Consider the following 18,722-nt stretch of genomic DNA (forward strand, 5'->3'; position numbering starts at 1 on the left):
TTTCAACCGCCGACTGGTTCGAGATGAACAGCGGTGCCGCCCTCCCCGCCCAAGAGAGACCGACCAGTCCGAATACGTGGCCGCGGCACCTATTGTGCGCCAACAACTCTCAGCTGGCCACTCTTCGCTCCGACTGGAGGCCAGCCCGGCGCGCCATGAGAAAACCGTCCAGTCCGAAATACGTCTTACACCGATTCCCGCAACTGCCCGACACGGACAACTGCACTCGCCCGGCAACCGCTGTGCGCCAACAACTTCGAGTCCACTGACCGGCGAATCACGCGCCCCACGACGGCCGACCGCGCGGACGATGACCTGTCCGCAGTAACGATCTTCGCCGCGCTGGTATACGTATCCCGTACGCTTCGACAGCGTTTCGGTCCCAACACGCCGGATGACACATCCATCCGACACCACAGCACACCCCTTGCTCAGCTCACCGAAAGGCGCTTCTATGCCGCACAAGCCCAGCGTGCTGTTCATCTGCGTGCACAACGCGGGTAGATCGCAGATGGCCGCCGGGTTTCTCAGCGCGCTCGCCGGCGATCGCATCGAGGTCCGGACGGCGGGCAGTGCGCCCACCGCCGCGCTCAACCCGATAGCCGTGGCCGCCATGGCGGAGGTCGGCATCGACATCTCCGGCCACACGCCCAAGCCGCTGACGATGGACGCGGTCGGCATCTCCGACGTGGTGGTGACCATGGGTTGCGGCGACGCCTGCCCGTTCTTCCCTGGCATCAGCTACCGCGACTGGGTGTTACCCGACCCGTCCGAGCAGACCATCGACATGGTCCGGCCGACCCGCGACCGCATCCAGATCCTGGTCGAGAACCTCATCGCCGAACTGGTCCCCGCCCTGGCCCGCTGACCGTGGCGGTCCGATTTGTTCAAGACCGGGTAGGGCGTGGGTGATTACCGTGCGGGTATGACTCCACAACTCGACGTCATCGGAATCGTTGTCACCGATATGAGCGCCTCAGTCGCCTTCTACCGCCGCCTCGGCCTCGACTTCCCCGAGGGCTCGGAGCAACAGCCGCACGCCGAAGCGGCCCTGCCCAACGGCCTACGGGTAGCGCTCGACACCGAGGCCACCATCAAGTCCTTCCACACCGAATGGGAACCCCCGACCAGCGCTGGACGCGTCGGACTCGCTTTCCGCTGCACCGACCCCGCCGAGGTCGACTCGGTCCACACCAGCCTCGTCGAGGCCGGATACGACAGTGAGATGAAACCGTGGGACGCCTTCTGGGGCCAGCGCTACGCCGTCATCCTGGACCCGGACGGCAACGGAATCGACCTCTACGCTCCCCTCCCGACCGTCGACTGACGCACCGGCCGTCTCTTCAACCCGCCTCCGCTACCGGGCGGAGGCTTTCCGGCACGGACCCGCTCGACCGAGTCAGCACCTCTCCCAATGGCATTCCGGCGAGATCACGCACTTCCCGCGCCAGATGGGCTTGGTCCGCGAACCCGGTCGAGGCGGCGGTGTCGGCAAACGACATCCCGCGCCGCGCCTGCCCCAGGGCGCGTTGCAGCCTAAGCACCCGCGCCAGCGTCTTGGGCCCGTAGCCGAACGCCGCCAGCGAACGCCGGTGCAGCAGACGGGCATTCAGGCCGGTCGCGTCCGCCGTCGCGCGCACCGACCAGCCCGCGTCCAGTGCCGCCACTATCCGCGGCAACACCGGGTCCGGCGGTGTCACCTCCGCTGCCCTGCGCACCGCGATCTCCTCCAACGCCGTCACCGGATCGTCGGCGTTCCCCAGCTGCTCGCTCAGCCGCCGCACCCTCGCCGATGACCACACATCGGCGAGATCGATCCGCTGATCGCGCAATTCATCCGCGGGCACGCCGAGTAGGGCAGGCGCCGTCCCCGGAAAGAACCGAATCCCGGCATACCGCGTGCCCATCTCGACCACCGGGCGGTAAGCCCGGGTGTCCGGACCCGCGACAACCAGCCGCCCACCAACCCACAGCAGATCAATGCATCCGTCCGGCAGCACCGACATCCCGGCGTCGTGCCCCGTCACCGTCCGCGTCCACATCACGGCCCGCCCGAACCTCGACGGCCGCTCCCGATACCTCTGTTCGTCCCAGGCATCGTCCACACTTCGACGCTACCTCCGCCCCCTGACACGGTCGCCCGTCGGCAGACTCAGCGCTGCGCCGGAATCGGGAACACCCCGCGCGGCACGACGCGGACGAAAGCGTCGGGGTGCGCGGCGGCGATTTTCGATTCCGGGTCATTGCAGCCGACCGTCACATCACCGATCGGCGCGGCGGAAAACGTCCACACCGTCATCCAGTCCTTGCCATTCACCGATTCGGTCTTTTTCACATCAGAGGACCGCAGATCTTCGTTCCGGCCGGAACTGTCGACCGCGGTGCAGCGCAGCGCATTCGCGTCCTGGCCCCACTCGGCGGGCACCCGGATATCCATCACGGCATCGGCGGGGACCGGGACTTTTTTGGTCTCACCCAGCGCGATCCGTACGCCACCCGCTTCGTCGTCGTCGCCTGGATAGGGGGTGGCTACAGCCGAACTCGAGGTCGCCGCATTACTCGAGGACGTCGATTCACTGCTCGCCGATTTGTCAGCGGAGCACCCCGTCACAGCGACGGCGACCAGCGCCGGAACCACCAGCCAGCTCAGTTTCACAGGTCAAACCCTCTCGTCGCGCCCACTCACCAGGCGATTGGTACGGATCAGCGATCGAACTCGGCGGCGTAAGCACTGGGCCGGAGCAGAACGTGACCACGGGGAACCGCGCGCCGCCGATAGACAGAGCATGACAACTTCGGCGTCGAATGGAGACTACACGCGCCCGAAATCGCCGATTAATTCAGTAATTTGCCGGAGTAATGTTGCGTCGGTCGTTGTCACCATTCGTCAGGGAGACCCATCCGATGACTGCACCCGTCGCGTTCGACGCGGTCGATATTCCGCTACTCGACGGCACCGCGGACGCCTACTTCGCCCATCCGGACGACGGCGCCGAACATCCGGGCCTGCTGTTCTACCCAGACGCGTTCGGGCTGCGACCGTGGTTGCGCGAGATGGTGGAGACCATCGCCGCACACGGATTCGCGGTGCTGGCGCCGAACATCTTCTACCGTTCCGGCCGTGCACCGGTGCTCCCCATGCCGGACTTCAGCGAGCCGGACGCGCAGGCGAAGTTCTTCGCGGACTTGGGCCCGGTACGGGACGCGCTGACGCCGGACAAGGCAATGCGGGACGCGCGGGGCTACCTCGACTGGCTTTCCGCCAACGACCTGGTGACCCCGGGCCCGCTGGCGACTACGGGGTACTGCATGGGCGGCAGGTTGTCGCTGCGCACCGCCGCGACGTTCGGCGACCGGATCGCCGCCGCGGCCAGTTTCCACGGCGGTTTTCTGGCCGCCGATGACCGGCCGGACAGTCCGCACCACGCGGCGGCCGACATCACCGCGGAATTGTTCATTGCGCACGCCGACCACGACTCGTCGATGCCGCCCGAGCAGATCACCCATCTCGAACAGGCCCTCGACAAGGCGGGCGTGCGGTACACGTCGGTCGTCTATCCGGACGCGCCGCACGGTTTCACCATGCGGGACACGCCTTCCTATCGAGCGGACGCGGGGCAGCGCCACCTGCACGATCTCTTGGCACTGCTACATCGCGCCTTCGACGCGGAATAAACGGCCTATCATCCGATGTTTCGGCTGGAGTCGGTACCGACTCCAGCCGTACGGCGGACCTGTGCCGTACGTGCGACCAACCGGCCGGTTTCCGGGGGGCAGGCGCCCTCGGAACCGCCGGTTCTGCATAGTGTTGTCGGTAAGCGATCATCGGGAGGACCACATGGCGGAGCTGGTGTGGATGGAGGAACGCGAGACCGGGGCGGAGCACCGGCGTGGGTGACCAGCGGGGAGCGGCAGCGGCGACGCAGCACAACTCGGCACTCACCGGGTATCGCCAGGCCTCGCTCACGGCCACCCCCACTACCCGACCGGTCTTCATCGGCGTCGCGCTGATCGTCAGCGTGTTCCTGGTGTACGCGGCCCACCCCGCCGCACGGGAAGGGGCCGAGCACGCCTGGTTCGTCGGCGTCGCGGTCGCGGGTGTGTTCGTCGCGCGCGGGCTACACCTGCGGCGGCCGATCACCCTGCCGCATTTCGCGGTGGCGCTACTCGTGCTGGCCATCGCCCACCTCGCCTATCGCATCGAACATCCCGGTTACGGCTTCGCGCTGCTCGCCTCCAGCGGTTTCATCCTGGTGCTGCCGCAGTCGAGCAGACCGCAACCCGAGCAGCTATATCGAGTCGCTGAACTGGTCGGCCGGACCGAACGGGACCCGCTGGCCCCCTTCGCGCTGCACTCCTCGAAAACGTATTACTTCAACGCGAATTCGACCGCCGGGATCGGCTACCGCACCCGCTTCGGCATCGCCGTGGTGGCGGGCGATCCGATCGGCGACCGCGCCGCCTTCCCCGAATTGCTCACCGAGTTCTCCGAATTCGCGATCAACCAGGGCTGGCGCATCGCGGTGCTCGGCGCGAGCCCGGCACTGGCCGACATGTGGCGCCGCCGCGCGCTGGAACATCGTGGGCTGCATGCCGTTCCGATCGGCCGCGATGTGGTGATCGAGGTGGACGACTTCGCGATGGTCGGCAGGCGCTATCGCAACTTGCGCCAAGCCGTCAGCCGCACCCGCAATTTCGGCGTCACCACCGAGATCGCCGACGAGTCCGCGCTGACCGATCAGCAACGCGAGGGCCTGCTCGCCATTGTCGACGAGTGGGGCCGGGGCAGGCAGACCCGCGGCTTCTCGATGATCCTCGACCATCTGCTGGACGGACGAAACCCGAACATGCTGGTGGTCATGGCCAAGGACGAGGACGGAACACTCTCGGGTTTCCAGCGTTACGGCGTCTCCGGCCGCGGCCGCGAGCTCAGCCTCGACGTGCCGTGGCGGCGCAAGGACGCCCCCAATGGCCTGGACGAGCGGATGATCATCGACCTGGTCGACTACGCCCGTGAGCACGACATCCACCGGATCTCGTTGGCGTTCGCGCCCTTTCCCGAACTCTTCGCCGACAAGCAGAAGTCGCGGATGGCGAAGCTGATCTATCTGCTTGTGCACCTGGGTGATCCGCTGATCCGGCTGGAATCGCTGTATCGGTTCCTGCGCAAGTTTCATGCGCTGTCCGACCAGCGGTACGTGCTGATCCGCTGGCGCGAGGTCGTCATCGCGGCCGCCGCCCTGCTTACCCTGGAGTTCGCACCGCACCGCAGGGAACACTGAGGGACACCATGGATTTGACGCACAGCGATATCAAGGCCGCCGTCGAGCGGGTGGCGGGCCAGGTACGGCCGATCACCCTCGCGCCTGGCGACGACGGTGCGGGTCAGCTGTGGTTGGCATTGGAATTCATGCAGCACACCGGCAGCTTCAAGGCGCGCGGTGCGCTGAATTTCCTGCTCACGCACCGAGAGAACGGCACGTTACCGGACGCGGGGGTGACGATCGCCTCCGGTGGTAATGCGGGGCTGGCCTGTGCCTGGGCGGCCCGCAGGCAGGGCGTCCGCGCCACGGTTTTCCTGCCGACCACCGCGCCGAAGGTGAAGGTGGACCGGCTCAACTCCTACGGCGCCGAGGTCAGGCTGATCGGTACGCAATACGCCGACGCACTCGCGGCCAGCCGCGAATTCGCCGCCACGACAGGCGCTTTGCTGTCACACGCCTACGACAATCCGTTGATCGCCGCGGGCGCGGGCACGCTGATGGAAGAAATCCACCAGCGGCTGCCCGACCTCGACACCATCGTGGTCGCCGTCGGTGGCGGCGGACTGTTCGCCGGAATCGCCACCGCCGCAGACCATTACGGTGTCCGGACCGTTGCGGTGGAACCCGCCCGCTGCCGCGCCCTCAACGCGTCGATCGCGGCCGGGCAACTGGTCGACGTTGACATCGATTCGATCGCCGCGGACTCCCTCGGTGCCCGGCGTGCCACCGAATTGGCGCTGCACGCCGCGCAGCACTACGACGTCGTCTCGCTGCTCGTCGATGACGAGGACATCATCGCCGCCCGCCGCGCCATCTGGGAAGACCGCCGTCTTGCCGTCGAATACGGCGCCGCCACCGCGCTTGCCGCACTGCGCGCAGGCACGGCTTTTCAGCCCGAGCCCGACGAGCAGGTGTGTGTCGTAGTGTGCGGCGCGAATACCGACCCGTCTGATCTGACCAGCTGAACGGGCATTGCGGGTCGTCTTTTCCGCCAGCGATTTCCGGCGCGCACCGCCGAGCGGAGTTAGGCTCGTACCGTCTTCGATCCCGACGGAAGCACTTCCACCATGGCGCTGTCCTCCCTCATGGTTCCCCTCGGCACACCGGCGCCGGACTTCGCGCTGCCCGACCTGGATCAGCGAATTCATTCGCGCGCAGACTTCGAAGGCGGGCCCGGTCTGCTGGTCGTCTTCTCCGCCAACCATTGCCCTTATGTGAAACACCTCGAATCGGCACTCGGTGAACTGGTCGACGCCCTCCCCATACCGACCGTGGCAATCTGCACCAACGACGCGGCCGCCTACCCCGACGACGCCCCGTTCCGCCTGCGCGACCAGGCCATTCGCGCGGGCTGGACGTTTCCCTACCTCGTCGACGAGTCGCAGGAGGTGGGCCGCGCCTTCCGGGCCGCATGCACGCCGGACTTCTTCCTCTACGACGCGGCGCTCGCCCTCGCCTATCGCGGTGCGTTCGACGAATCCACGCCCGGCAACGGAAAGCCGCCGACCGGCAACGAATTACGCGCCGCTGTGGAAGCGGTACTGGACGGCAAGCCGGTGCCGGAACCACACCGCCCGAGCATGGGCTGTTCCATCAAGTGGCGCGCGGACTGAGTCCGCGCGCGACAATGACAACGTCACCGGACAGGAAAGGGGTGGGGACGTTGGCAACGATCGTCCTTGTACACGGGATCGCACAGGAGCAAGCTGCCGCCGACACGCTGGAAGCGCAATGGCTACCCGGGTTGGCGGGCGGGGTGCGCAACCACGGCGACCACGAACTCGCCGACCGCCTATGGCGCAATGGCGTACCCGGTGAGATCTCGGCCAGGATGGCGTTCTACGGCAATCAGTTCCTGGCGAAGGGCGCCCAGGGCGGTGCGGTGGGCGACCTCGACGAGGAACAGCTCGAGCTGATGGAACAACTCGCCGAGCTGTGGCTGGAGAACGCCGCCGAGCACGCGAGCGACCAACGCGATCGATTGACCGCCCAGCGACTGGCCGCCGTGCCGCCGCCGGACGCCCGCGCCCAGGGCGCCAAAGCCGCACTGCGCCCGGCCCTCAACGCGCTGGTCCGGCTGCGCTGGTTCGCGCCGTTCGGGATCGGACTCGCCGAGAAGTTCGTCGTCCGCGCGCTGTCGCAGGTCACCCGCTACTTCACCGACGACGCCGTGCGGCAGTACGCGCAACAGCAGGTGCTCACCCACGTGGGGCCGGACACCAAACTGGTCATCGCCCACTCTCTCGGCTCGGTCGTGGCCTACGAGGCGCTGCATCACGTCGACCAGGAGGTGACCCTGCTGACCATGGGTTCGCCACTCGGCCTGCGCACCGTCATCTACGACCGGCTGCGGCCGCAACCGTGCACCGTCCCCAAAGCCGTTGCCGGGTGGTACAACCTGGTCGACCGCGACGACCTGGTCGCCGCCCACCTCGACCTCGCCCCGTACTTCCCGCCCTTCCCCGGCGCTGGCGTCGCCCCGATCACCGAGGAACCCTTGGACAACGGGGCCAGCCCACATGACTCGACGCACTACCTGACCAAGGCGGTCACCGGCGGCATCGTCGCCAAAGCGCTTGCGTCCTAACGGGGCAGACTTGGCTTTCGCCTCCACGTAGCCACCGGTGCTTGGTCAGAGCCGTTCGGCCTCCAGCACCCAGATCGGCAGCAGCATGCCGCCGTCCTCGTCGAACTCGGGCTGCACCTCCGTGGTGCCGAACGCTTCCCAGAACGCCGGCGGCGGTTTGATCGCGGTCAACTTGTCGCGGCGCAGTTCGGTCAGCTTCCAGTCCGGCGCGCGGAAGGTGCCGCGCAGCTCGTCCTCGGCGAGCGTGTAGGGGGCGTACACCTCGCTGTTCTCCGTTGGGGCGAAACAGAATTGGATCAGCCGGGCGCCCGGCCGCATCACCCGCAGCAGCGCCGCCACATGTGCCTTGCGCTGTTCCGGGTCGAGGCAGTGCACGAGCGCGCTGCTCACAACGGTGTCGAACCGTCCGTCATACCCGGCGAGCACGGTCGCGTCCGCCACCGCGAACGACGCCGCGACGCCGCGCTCGGCCGCCCTGGCCCGCGCCTTCTCGATCGCGGTCGGCGCGACATCCAAACCCGTCACGCGGTAGCCGAGACCGGCCAGATAGATGGCGGTATCGCCGGGGCCACATCCGACGTCGAGCACGTCGCCGGTGATCCGGCCCGCGCGCTCGAACTCGACGAGTAGCGGTTGCGGCCTGCCGATTTCCCACGGCAGCCGGTCCATCACCACGCCCTCGGCGAGGGTCCCGGTGCGATATGCCTCTTCGAAATCCACGGTCGTCGGGTCTACCGGGGGTGTTGCATTGCTCTCGGTCATAGCGGACCTATCCCTCGCCTCGATAGTGGAGCAGGAATTCAACGGATGAATTCTATCGAGAAACGGAGCAAGAAGCTCCGGTTTGACGTGACATGAATCCGCCAAGATCAGCCATCGGCACCGTGGAAGGCCGCACGGTAGCTGTGCGGACTGGTTCCGACGATCCGTTTGAAGCGATCCCGGAAGGCAGTGGGCGAACCGAACCCGACCTGCCCCGCGATCCGGTCCACCGGGTGGCCGGTGGATTCCAGGAGGTACTGCGCCTGGCGAATCCGGGCCCGCAGCAACCATTGCAGCGGCGTGGTGCCGGTCTGCTCCCGGAAGCGGCGGTTGAGCGTGCGGGTGCTCATCCCGGCGTGCGCGGCGATGTCGTCGAGGGTCAGGTCCTGCGCGGAATTCTCTTGCAGCCATCGCATTACCGGTTCCAGCGCCGAGCCGCGCGGGGTCGGCGGCTGGTCGTGCACGATGAATTGCGCTTGTCCCCCTTCGCGTTCCAGCGGGACGACGGACAGCCGGGCCGCGTCGGCGGCGACCGCGGAGCCGTGGTCACGGCGAATCATGTGCAGGCACAGGTCGATTCCCGCGGCGGCACCCGCCGAGGTGAGCAACTGGCCGTTGTCCACATAGAGCACGGCCGGGTCCACGTCCAGGGCGGGATAACGGGCGGCGAACTCGGCCGCGGCGACCCAGTGCGTGGTCGCGCGATGACCGTCGAGCAGACCGGTGGCGGCGAGGACGAAGGCGCCGACACAGATCGACGCGATGCGCGTGCCCGCGGCGGCCGCCTGCCGCAGCGCGTCGAGGACCTCGTCCGGGACCGGTGCCGTCGGATCGGCGAGCCCTGGCACGATGATCGTGTCGGCATCGGCCAGCGCCGTCAGGTCCCACGGCGGGCGCAGCGTGAACGCCCCGGCATCCACGGTCGGCCCGAGGCCACAGACCAGTATCCGGTAGGCGGCCCGCCCGTCCGGCAGCCGCGCGCAACCGAACACATCGATGGGTGTGGTGAGGTCGGAGGGGATGACCCCGTCCAGTGCGAGAACAGCCACGGCGTGCATGACACAAGCGTAGGTGGTCACCGGGTTCCCGCCAATAGGGACGAGCTGCGCTCGAGCGATGAATCACGACGTCAGAGCACTTGGCCGGAATCGACCGATATATGGCCGTTTCGCCTATTCCTCGTCGGCCTGATCCCCGTTAACCTCGCCGCTGTGACGAAGTTTCTGCTCTCGGTCCACGTGCTGGCCGTGATCCTCGCCGTCGGACCGGTGACGGTCGCGGCGAGCATGTTCCCGCCGACCACCCGACGGGCCCTCGCCGGGACCGATCGCGAATCCACCGTGCTCGGCACCCTGCACCGCATCTGCCGTGTCTATGCCTACCTCGGGATCCTCGTCCCCATCTTCGGCGCGCTCACCGCGCTCAGCCTCGGCGTGCTGACCGATACCTGGCTGATCATCTCGATCGGCTTGACCGCGGCCGCCGCCGGCGTGCTCGCCATGTTGATCCTGCCCGGCCAGCACAAGGTTCTCGCCGACCTGCCTGGCACCACCCCGACGTTGATCCGCCGGCTTGCCATGGACACCGGCATATTCAACATGCTGTGGGTCGTCGTCACCGTGCTGATGATCGTCCGACCAGGTTCGACGACCGGGGCCTGACCCTCACTCCGGGGCGGCCATGTGCCGGATCGTCTCGCCGCCCTTGGCGTGATGCAGCCGACCGAATTTGCTGTCGAGCAGGTGCGCCATGCTTTCCGCGGCACCCCGGTACGACTCCTCGACCGTTGCCGCGCGATGGGTGACCGCCACCGGATGCTGGCCGGTCGGCCGCGCCTCCAGCACGCACTGCTTGTCGTCCGGGCCACCCTTTTCCCCGTTCAGGTCGCTCAGGTGCGCTTCGATGCGCGTCAGCTGGCTGCTGAAACGATCGAGCACCGAGGCGATCTCGGCTTCCGCCCGCTCGTTCAGGCCTTCGCCGCCGTGGATGCCGCTTCCGGTATTGATCTGGATCTGCACTGCTTTCTCCATTCCGTTGGGCGTACCTACGCGCTCGCTCCGGCCATGCGCGGCCCGCGGACGGAGTCCGTCCGGCTGCGCACGTCAGTAGCAAACTCCACGAAACCGACACTACCTGCGTGATCCGGTGGGCGAGGTCACGCGACGGCTGCGCTTGCTCACCGCGACGGTGACCGCCGTCAGCGGGACGATCGTCCCGACCATCAGCACGGGCGAGAGCCAAGCCATGGTGGGAATCGGCAGTTGGTAGGCAAGAACGATGCGCAGCACAGCCTCTGCCATCAGCCCGAAGCCCCACATCGCGGCCAGCGCGCGGAATGCCCTGCGCTTCGCGGCATCGGTCCGATAGACCTCCTCGAACGCGGCCAACTGCGCCGGGCCACCCGCGGACACCGTCTTGCGTGCGGCCAGGTAGGTCAATGGTTTACCGACCACGGTGCTGATCAAGAAGGCGAGGCCGACCAGCACCGTCCCCACCGAATCCTTGATGATCATCAGCCGGGGATCACCGCTGATCAATGAACCCGCGAGGCCGAAGATGAAGACCCCCAACATAATTGCCGGAAACACCTCTAGCCGCCGCAGGCGGATCGTCTCCAGCAGCAGCATGGCGCCCGACAGCACCGTTCCGGCGAGCAGCCCGGCGAAATCGCTGTAGCCGAGTGCGTGCAAGGCGAAGTAGGCGCCCACCGGGATGGCGATATCCCGGCCGATCGAGGCCAGCAGGCGAAGCCCGCTGAACGGCGACGCGGTGGGCTGCTCGGCTCGGTCCGGCTCGACTGCGGTGATGGTCATCGGGATGCTCCTCGTCAACATTTTCGGCGGTGCGTAACGAGGATTGACGCTACGGACGCTGACGAGCGAGCAGATCTGTCAACCATCACGACTGGGGCATGACAGATGTCATGACCGGCTACCGGGCCGGAGCAGCTAGGGTTTCGTCAATCCCACAGCGCCGCAACGACAGTCTGATAGTCGCCGGGCTGGAGCGTCGGCCGACCGGTCGCCAGCAACCACCGCTCGACCGCGCGGTCGGCGTCGGTGCGATAGGTGCGCTGGTCACCGCGCGCGATTTCGATGATCCCGCGCTGCACGCGCAAGGTCTCCTCGTCCGTCAGTTGCGCGACGAAACCCCGGTATTCCCCGTTGTTTTCGACATCGCTCGCGGCGGCACGCGGCGCGGCGGCGATCAACCCGTGCAGTTGCGCCTCGTCTCCCGGCGTCAACCGCCACCGTGGATTCGGCTGATCGGAATGGATGTCGAGCTCGACCCTGATCACGGCCACACCCCTGACAGCAGCGTCCCGCGGTCGGGATCGGCGACCGCCGTCCCGAGCGGAATTTCCGACATCACTGCTCTCCTCACAGGCGTCCGACAGGGGAGATCGTAGCCCCGCTTCGTCGTGCCCACCACCCGGCGAAAAAGTTGACGAAACAAATTCTGACCTGCTGCTTCCCGCCCTGCTCTGCCCACTTACCATGGGGCGTGCACAAGGACGGCGAGGCGGCGCGATTCATCCGCGAGATGGGGCTCGCACCGAATGCCGTTGACCGGGAGGAATATCCGTTTTGTCTACCCGCGGTGCGGTATCTCGCCGAGGCCGGTGGCCTCCCCCTTGCCCCCGGTGTGACCTTCCTGATCGGCGAGAACGGCAGCGGCAAGTCGACACTGTTGGAGGCGCTGGCCGTCGCGGTCGGCATGAATCCGGAAGGCGGCAGTCAGAACTACCGCTTCACCACCCGCTCGACCGAGTCGGTACTCGGCGAGCATCTGGTGGTGAAGTGGGGCACCCGCAAACCCCGCAGCCGATTCTTTCTGCGCGCCGAGTCGTACTACAACGTCGCCACCGAAACCGAAAGACTCGGGCCGGATCAGTTGGCCGTCTTCGGCGGGGTGTCGCCGCACGCGCGCTCCCATGGTGAATCGTTCGTCGACCTGATTCGGCGCCGGTTCTATCCGAACGGGCTGTACCTGTTGGACGAGCCGGAAGCGGCGTTGTCGCCCCGTGGTTGCATGGCCGTACTGGCGCTGCTGTCCGAGCTGGCCGCGCAAAAATGCCAGGTCATCGTGGCGACTCATTCGCCGATCCTGCTCGCGCTACCCGGCGCGACGATCTACGAGATCGCCGAGCACGGCGAGATCGCCGAGGTCGGCTACGACGCGGCGCTGCCGGTCCGGATGACCAGGGACTTTCTCGCTGAACCCGACCGCTACCTGCGCCATCTGCTCGATCGGGAGTGATTTCACGCCGCATGTGAGGTGCGGCACCAGCGCAGGGTGGGCTCAGCCGCCGCTGACGATGCAGCTGTATCCCAGGTGCATACCCGTCCCGACCCGCAGGTCCAGGCTCGCGACGATGGTGTCGTCCGGCGCCTGCACGGCGCTGATCGTGTGCGGGCCCGGCGTGGTAGGCACCCAGGTGACCAACGCGACGCCGCCGGACGGCCTGGCCACCGCGAACGCAACACCGTTGTCGTAGAAGACAACCGGCTCGATCACGTCGGTCACCGTCGCCCGCGCTTGATAGGTACAGCCCGTCCCATAGTTGGTCGCTGATCCGACACTGATCCCTGGCGACATACCCATCTGCGTCACCGTGGCCCCCGCACCCGACGCGGCGCCTACCGTAGCCACCACCGCGGCCCCGAACGCTCCCGCAACAGCACCGACCCGCATTCGACTGTTCCTATCCTTCATGAATCCGGTCCTATGTCCTGGGCGCCGGAACACCACGCACCGACGAACTCCCTAGATCCTCACTCGCCGCACCCATCGGCGTGGCGGAAATCGCCGAATGTTTCAGCTCAGCTGTCGGATATCTGCGGTGATGCCGGGCAATGGCGCGGTCTCGCCGATCGAGGCAAACCAATCCCACCGATCGTCGTAAACCTTCACGATCACCGACTCCGCGGGCACTGCGCATTGCACTTCGTAGACAGAACTCAACTGGCCGCCTGCTCGTGCGCGGACGTCGATCACGACCACTTCCGGCCACACCGGCCGGAGGATCTCGGTGGCGCGGTCGGTCCTCAGCGAGCAGTCGGACACGTGACCGGACATAACGCCCGGCGCGCCGTGCGGCAGGCTATAGCGCGTGCGTGTGTTGCTTTTGGGGTCGTTCGAGGTGCGGGGAGTGGAGGACCTGGCGGTCGAGATCCCGGGGATTCGGGTCCGGGCATTGCTGGCCCGGCTCGCCATGGAAGCGGGGCGGGTTGTTTCGGCGGACACACTGATCGACGCGATTTGGGAAGAGCAGCCGCCCGCGAAGGGCGCCAACGCGCTGCAGGCGTTGGTGTCGCGGGCGCGGCGGGCGATCGGGGCGGAACGGGTAGAGGGTCGGGCACCCGGCTATCGGCTGGTTGTCGATCCGGTCGACGTCGATCTGATCCGGTTCGAACGATTGGCGGCCGCGGGGCGGGAGTCCGGCGACCTGGCCATGCTGCGGGAGGCCGAGTCGTTGTGGCGTGGTCCGGCGCTGAGCGATTTACAGGAGTTGCGGTTCGCGGCCGACGCGGCGGTGCGGTTGGACGAAGTGCGCCTGGCGGCGACCGAGCAGCGGCTGGGCCTCGAAGTCGCCGCCGGGCACGACGTACTGGACGAGGTACGGGCGCTGGCCGAAGCGCATCCGCTGGCGGAACCGGTGCAGGGCTTGCTGATTCGGGCGTTGTACGCCGCCGGTCGGCACGTTGCTGCCCTCGACGCCTACGAGCGGGTCAAGGAACGGCTCGTCGACGAGCTCGGTGTCGACCCATCGCCGGAACTGGCCGAACTGCACCTGGCGATCCTGCGCCAGGAACCGCGGCGACCGAAGCGCCGGACGAACCTGCGTGCGCAGGTCACCAGCTTCGTCGGGCGTGAAGACGACGTGGCCGAGCTGACCGCCCGGGTGGATACCGCCCGGCTGATCACCATCGTCGGCCCCGGTGGCGCGGGTAAGACGCGGCTCGCCGTCGAAGTGGCGGAGCGGGCGTCCGGGGCGGTCTGGTTTGTCGAGCTGGCCGCCGTCACCGATCCCGCCCAGGTCGGATCCGCGGTGCTCACCACGATCGGGGTGCGCGAGGTCGGCCTGCTGGAACAGCCGAGCGGTGACCCGGTCGACCGGTTGGCGGAGTTCTTCGCGCGGCAGCGCGCCGTGCTGGTCCTGGACAACTGTGAACACCTGGTCGAAGCGGTCGCGCAGCTGGTGGACCGTCTGCTCGGCGCCTGCCCCGAGTTGCACATCCTCACCACCAGCCGCGAGTCGCTGATGGTCGGCGGCGAGCACCTGCACCAGATCGGCCCACTCCCCTGGGCGGAACGCACCGCGCAAGCGCCCGAAACATTCCCTGCTATAAGGCTTTTCGTCGAACGGGCGAAAGCGGTGCGACCCGACTTCGCGCTCAGCGCGGACAACACCGCCGACGTTGTCGAAATCTGCCGCAGACTCGACGGACTGCCGCTGGCGATCGAGTTGGCGGCGGCCCGGTTGCGCACGTTCTCGGTCGGCCAGATCGCCGCCAAACTCGATGACCGGTTCACCCTGCTCGGGCGGGGCAGCCGGACCGCCGATGCCCGGCACCGCACCTTGCGCGCGGTCATCGAATGGAGTTGGGCGCCGCTGACGGAATCCGAACGCGCACTGGCGATGTGGCTCGCGGTCTTTCCCGCCGGCGCGACGCTCGACGCCATGGACGACCCGGACACCCTCGCCGATCTGGTGGACAAATCGCTGGTCGAACGCAACGGTGAGCGGTATCGGATGCTGGAGACGATCCGGTCGTACGCGCTGGAACGGCTGGCCGAGTCCGGTAGCGAGCAGACCGTCCGTGCCGAGCACGCGCGCTACTTCCTGCGCCTCGCCGAAGCCGCCGAAGCAGAGCTACGCACCGCGAATCAGTCGACCGCGCTCGCCCGCCTCGACGCCGAACGCGACAACCTTTCGGCCGCATTGCGATTCGCCGTCGATACCGCCGATCCCGACCTCGGTCTCCGGCTGGTCGCCGCATTGTTCTGGTACTGGACACTGCGTGGCATCCATACCGAGCGGCTGCGCTGGACGCGAACGGTGCTGGAAATCCCCGGCGAAGCGGCCGTTGGTCTACGTCCGGTGCGGACTGTGCTCGCCGGACTGTCGAGCTACGAAAGCGGGTCGATCGAGGACGGTCAACTGGCAGTTGCCGCAGGCATTCAACTCGGCACAGCCGACTCGCCTGGCCGGACCGTATTGCTTGTGGCACCGGCCTTTCTGGAGAATCGCAGTGTCGCGCAGCGGCCTGACCATTCCGCACTATCGGGCTGGGAACGCGGCGTGACGCTGCTGCTGTCCACCGCGCACATCGATCAATTGGCCGAAGCGAGAACGGAATTCGAGGAAGCGGGAGACCGTTTTCTCCTCTCGGTGACACTGCGCCTGATCGCGGAACACCAACTACATCACGGTGACCACCAGGCCGCCGTGGCCGCACTCACCCGTGCCACCGAGGTGATCGAACAGTTCGGTAGCGCAGGCGATGCCGCGGCGGCGGGTGCCGAGCTGGCTACGGCGCTCGCTCGGCTCGGTGAACTCGACCGCGCGCACAGCACGTTGACTCGCGCGCAACAGCGCGCCGACGACGCCGGAGAGCCGCACACCGTCGCGTATGTAGGGCTCGCGTGCGCTGAACTCCTGATGCGCCAGGGTGATCGGCGGGCGGCGCTGCTCGAACTGGATCGCGTCGACAAGGGGCTCGCCCACACACCGTTCGGTGCGCGAACCCGCCTGTGGTGCACGGTATTCCGGGGGATAACCGCGGTGCTGGACGACGATGTGCGCGCGGTCCGCCGCCTGCTCGGCACCGCCGACATCGACGGAGTCCGCCCCGACGACCTTGCCGGGCTTGCTCAGCTGTCCGCCGCGCTCGCCGTGCACATCGGTGCGCCGACCATGGCGGCCCTGTTGGTCGGCGTCGCGGCCGCCCTGCTCGGCACCGAGGACCGCCGCGGCTACGACAATCTGCTCGCACCCGCCGACCGCGCCAGGGAACTGCTCGGCGCGGATGCCTTCGCCGCGGCATTCGACAGCACTGCCGCCCTGACACCAACTGCGGCAATGGAGTTCCTGCGCTCGCATGCGCTTCAGGAGTATTCGCAGAAGTAGAGCCGCGCCGACCCGGTCCTCGGCAGCGCAACCAAGGCGGAAGCGGCCGTAATATCCGCCGCGCGGCCCTTGACCCGAGTGCAGCCAGCTCTGGTCCATGGTCGCGGCCAGCCGTGATGGCGCGGTGTCCGCTGTACATGCGGCCCACCGGCTGCCTGACGGATTCGAGCACGGCGAGGGCCGCAAGCACCGAAGCCCGGGTATACGCTCGAACGCATACCCACGGGGCGCTACACCCCGCGACCGACGAGCGCATCAGGGACTCACGATGACCGATTCCGGCCCGTCCGATACCACCGCGCCGATCACCATCTACTGGCGTCGCTGGTGCCCGTATTGCCAGCGCCTCGGCGTCCGGCTTCGCCTGGCGGGCATCCCTTTCCGCAAGGTCGACATCACCCGCGATCCGGCCGCCGCTGCCGAGGTTCGGGCGATCACCGGTGGGGACGAGATCACCCCGACCGTGCTCGCGAACGGGCATGAACTGGTGAATCCGAGCGTTGATCAGATCCGCTCCGCGCTTGCCGGACCTCCCCGCACGACATAGCGGCGCTTGGCGTTCAACGGCGAGGTTGTTGCGCCTCTAGCGGGTGCCCACCGCCGGTCTATCTCCCGGTACTCAGCCCAGGTCACGGATTCACAGGAACGACGATTCCTTTGTCAGACCGAGGGATTCGTCGCCGCCGGTGATGATCGGCTGACAGTTACCGATGCCGGTCGCGCCGGTGGAATCGGTAACCCGGACCACGGTGTCGCGGATCTGGTGTAGGCGGCGGGCGGATTCGTAGGTGGAGCAGTCCGCGATCCGCTCACCGTCCACATGTAGACCCGGCCCGAGCCATGATCCGTGATGTCTGCCCTCGAAACCGAAATAGAGTCCGGCGCCGAGGTGAAACCCGGTGTCCGACAATGTCTCCAGCGTCAGTACCCGCTCGGTACCGTCCTCGGTGGTGGCGCGTATTTCGCCGCCGCGCAGCCGTCGGTTGTCCGGGTCGAAGGACAGGTCGGGCACCAAGTCCTTCCACTTCTCGAACCGACCGTCCGCGTGCTCCACCCCACCCATCACCGTTTTACTGAAAAACCCGTCCAGCTGGATGATTTGGTAGTGCAGGTGCAGTCCGTACCGTGACCCGTCCGCTCGAGTCATCAGGATCGGCGCCCAGATCATTCGGAACGAAACCTCCGGCGGCAGATCCATCGACTCCACATCACCGACCGGCACCCCGACGTCGTATCGCACACCCCACGAGTGGTCCCTGGTCGACACCCAATCCTCGAACGTGGTGCGTACCCCGTCGATACTGACCCACCCGGACGCGGTACCGATCTGGTGGTAGCGCACCAGATCCGACATCACCCGATACCCGCGCCGCAGGTGCGTCCGATCCTCCAGTTGCGCGGGCAGCACCGCCTCGAAGAGCCAATCGAAAGCCACCGGCTGGCAGTCGTTTTCCGCCAGCCGGAACCGAATCTTGCGCAGCGGCTCCACGATCTCGTAATGGATCGGCCCCACCGACATCGACTCCGGCGTCGGCGCCAACGTCCGACTCCCCCGCACCGTCACCTGCTCCACTCCCCGCGAAACCCCCGCATACCCGTCCAGCACATTGCGATTCTTGTACTGCCCCAACCCGAACCCCAGCTGCACCGCCCCATCCGGCGCACAAGCCATCGCACACACCTTCTCCGCCCACGCCAGATCACTCGTACCAACCGTGGCGACGGTATCCACAATCTGATGGTTGAAGCCTTCGTCGGCAGCCCCGAGCGGCCCAATCGAATTCACCCCGCCGTCGTAACACCTCCCACCCCCACCCGTCGACCCCCGATCCCGCCCACCGGACAGCCACCCGTCTCGACCCCGCAAACCGCTTGTGGCAGCCGCACACCTGGTACACGGCCACCACGACAGGTGCACGGCATGCCCGTCCCGCACCAACGCGGACGGAGCCAGCCGAGGCGAAAGCCGCCAGCC

The 18,722-nt window shown here is 67.2% G+C and carries 21 protein-coding genes; 11 read left to right on the forward strand and 10 right to left on the reverse strand.

The window, feature by feature from the left end; genetic code table 11:
• Positions 1–454: 454 nt before the first annotated feature.
• Positions 455–868 (forward strand): arsenate reductase ArsC, encoded by a 414-nt coding sequence (locus KV110_RS32585; protein ID WP_218470999.1) that lies wholly within the window; start codon positions 455–457, stop codon positions 866–868.
• Between the two features lie 57 nt (positions 869–925).
• Positions 926–1,327, forward strand: coding sequence for a VOC family protein (locus tag KV110_RS32590; RefSeq protein ID WP_218471000.1), 402 nt, complete (start codon positions 926–928; stop codon positions 1,325–1,327).
• Positions 1,328–1,343: 16 nt separating this feature from the next.
• Here the strand turns inward: KV110_RS32590 and KV110_RS32595 are convergent, their stop codons facing one another.
• Positions 1,344–2,105, reverse strand: coding sequence for a helix-turn-helix domain-containing protein (locus tag KV110_RS32595; RefSeq protein WP_343224135.1), 762 nt, complete (start codon positions 2,103–2,105; stop codon positions 1,344–1,346).
• A 47-nt stretch (positions 2,106–2,152) separates the two neighbouring features.
• The gene (locus KV110_RS32600) at positions 2,153–2,656 is read right to left on the reverse strand and encodes a hypothetical protein (RefSeq protein WP_218471001.1); all 504 of its coding nucleotides are present in this window, start codon (positions 2,654–2,656) and stop codon (positions 2,153–2,155) included.
• A gap of 248 nt (positions 2,657–2,904) precedes the next feature.
• On the opposite strand from KV110_RS32600, the gene KV110_RS32605 reads away from it, so the two are divergent.
• The 5 genes from KV110_RS32605 (at position 2,905) to KV110_RS32625 (ending at position 7,851) form a co-directional block, all read left to right on the forward strand.
• Entirely contained in the window at positions 2,905–3,675 is a 771-nt protein-coding gene (locus tag KV110_RS32605) for a dienelactone hydrolase family protein (protein WP_218471002.1), read from the forward strand.
• A 215-nt stretch (positions 3,676–3,890) separates the two neighbouring features.
• Positions 3,891–5,282 (forward strand): bifunctional lysylphosphatidylglycerol flippase/synthetase MprF, encoded by a 1,392-nt coding sequence (locus KV110_RS32610; protein ID WP_218471003.1) that lies wholly within the window; start codon positions 3,891–3,893, stop codon positions 5,280–5,282.
• A gap of 8 nt (positions 5,283–5,290) precedes the next feature.
• Positions 5,291–6,229: a threonine/serine dehydratase gene (locus KV110_RS32615; protein ID WP_218471004.1), complete on the forward strand. Its 939-nt coding sequence runs from the start codon at positions 5,291–5,293 to the stop codon at positions 6,227–6,229.
• 102 nt (positions 6,230–6,331) lie between these two features.
• Positions 6,332–6,877, forward strand: a complete 546-nt coding sequence (locus tag KV110_RS32620) for a thioredoxin family protein (RefSeq protein WP_218471005.1) — start codon at positions 6,332–6,334, stop codon at positions 6,875–6,877.
• Positions 6,878–6,918: 41 nt separating this feature from the next.
• On the forward strand, positions 6,919–7,851 hold the full coding sequence (locus KV110_RS32625) for a hypothetical protein (RefSeq protein WP_246634130.1): 933 nt from the start codon (positions 6,919–6,921) through the stop codon (positions 7,849–7,851).
• Positions 7,852–7,896: 45 nt separating this feature from the next.
• Here the strand turns inward: KV110_RS32625 and KV110_RS32630 are convergent, their stop codons facing one another.
• On the reverse strand, positions 7,897–8,613 hold the full coding sequence (locus KV110_RS32630; RefSeq protein WP_218471007.1) for a class I SAM-dependent methyltransferase: 717 nt from the start codon (positions 8,611–8,613) through the stop codon (positions 7,897–7,899).
• 107 nt (positions 8,614–8,720) lie between these two features.
• On the reverse strand, positions 8,721–9,671 hold the full coding sequence (locus tag KV110_RS32635; RefSeq protein WP_218471008.1) for a GlxA family transcriptional regulator: 951 nt from the start codon (positions 9,669–9,671) through the stop codon (positions 8,721–8,723).
• Positions 9,672–9,824: 153 nt separating this feature from the next.
• On the opposite strand from KV110_RS32635, the gene KV110_RS32640 reads away from it, so the two are divergent.
• Positions 9,825–10,274, forward strand: coding sequence for a hypothetical protein (locus KV110_RS32640; RefSeq protein ID WP_218471009.1), 450 nt, complete (start codon positions 9,825–9,827; stop codon positions 10,272–10,274).
• A gap of 3 nt (positions 10,275–10,277) precedes the next feature.
• Here the strand turns inward: KV110_RS32640 and KV110_RS32645 are convergent, their stop codons facing one another.
• The 3 genes from KV110_RS32645 to KV110_RS32655 form a co-directional block, all read right to left on the reverse strand.
• A complete protein-coding gene (locus tag KV110_RS32645; RefSeq protein ID WP_218471010.1) occupies positions 10,278–10,631 on the reverse strand; it encodes an HPF/RaiA family ribosome-associated protein in 354 nt (117 codons plus the stop codon).
• Positions 10,632–10,742: 111 nt separating this feature from the next.
• Complete coding sequence (locus tag KV110_RS32650) at positions 10,743–11,426, reverse strand: VC0807 family protein (RefSeq protein ID WP_218471011.1); 684 nt, start codon at positions 11,424–11,426, stop codon at positions 10,743–10,745.
• A gap of 146 nt (positions 11,427–11,572) precedes the next feature.
• A complete protein-coding gene (locus KV110_RS32655) occupies positions 11,573–11,911 on the reverse strand; it encodes a hypothetical protein (RefSeq protein ID WP_218471012.1) in 339 nt (112 codons plus the stop codon).
• Positions 11,912–12,117: 206 nt separating this feature from the next.
• On the opposite strand from KV110_RS32655, the gene KV110_RS32660 reads away from it, so the two are divergent.
• The gene (locus KV110_RS32660; protein ID WP_246634131.1) at positions 12,118–12,873 is read left to right on the forward strand and encodes an AAA family ATPase; all 756 of its coding nucleotides are present in this window, start codon (positions 12,118–12,120) and stop codon (positions 12,871–12,873) included.
• A gap of 42 nt (positions 12,874–12,915) precedes the next feature.
• Here KV110_RS32660 and KV110_RS32665 read toward each other — a convergent pair whose 3' ends face one another.
• The gene (locus tag KV110_RS32665; RefSeq protein ID WP_218471013.1) at positions 12,916–13,329 is read right to left on the reverse strand and encodes a hypothetical protein; all 414 of its coding nucleotides are present in this window, start codon (positions 13,327–13,329) and stop codon (positions 12,916–12,918) included.
• A 102-nt stretch (positions 13,330–13,431) separates the two neighbouring features.
• The gene (locus KV110_RS32670; RefSeq protein WP_218471014.1) at positions 13,432–13,692 is read right to left on the reverse strand and encodes a hypothetical protein; all 261 of its coding nucleotides are present in this window, start codon (positions 13,690–13,692) and stop codon (positions 13,432–13,434) included.
• Positions 13,693–13,726: 34 nt separating this feature from the next.
• Here KV110_RS32670 and KV110_RS32675 point away from each other — a divergent pair, with 34 nt between their 5' ends.
• Together KV110_RS32675 and KV110_RS32680 are read left to right on the forward strand one after the other, a co-directional pair.
• Positions 13,727–16,747, forward strand: a complete 3,021-nt coding sequence (locus tag KV110_RS32675) for an ATP-binding protein (RefSeq protein WP_218471015.1) — start codon at positions 13,727–13,729, stop codon at positions 16,745–16,747.
• A gap of 268 nt (positions 16,748–17,015) precedes the next feature.
• Positions 17,016–17,294, forward strand: coding sequence for a glutaredoxin family protein (locus KV110_RS32680; protein WP_218471016.1), 279 nt, complete (start codon positions 17,016–17,018; stop codon positions 17,292–17,294).
• Between the two features lie 90 nt (positions 17,295–17,384).
• On the opposite strand, the gene KV110_RS32685 is transcribed toward KV110_RS32680, so the two are convergent.
• On the reverse strand, positions 17,385–18,533 hold the full coding sequence (locus KV110_RS32685) for an Rv3169 family protein (protein WP_218471017.1): 1,149 nt from the start codon (positions 18,531–18,533) through the stop codon (positions 17,385–17,387).
• Between the last annotated feature and the right edge of the window lie 189 nt (positions 18,534–18,722).

Origin of the sequence: Nocardia iowensis (assembly GCF_019222765.1) — a bacterium.
In the GTDB taxonomy this organism is placed as follows: Bacteria; Actinomycetota; Actinomycetes; order Mycobacteriales; family Mycobacteriaceae; genus Nocardia; species Nocardia iowensis.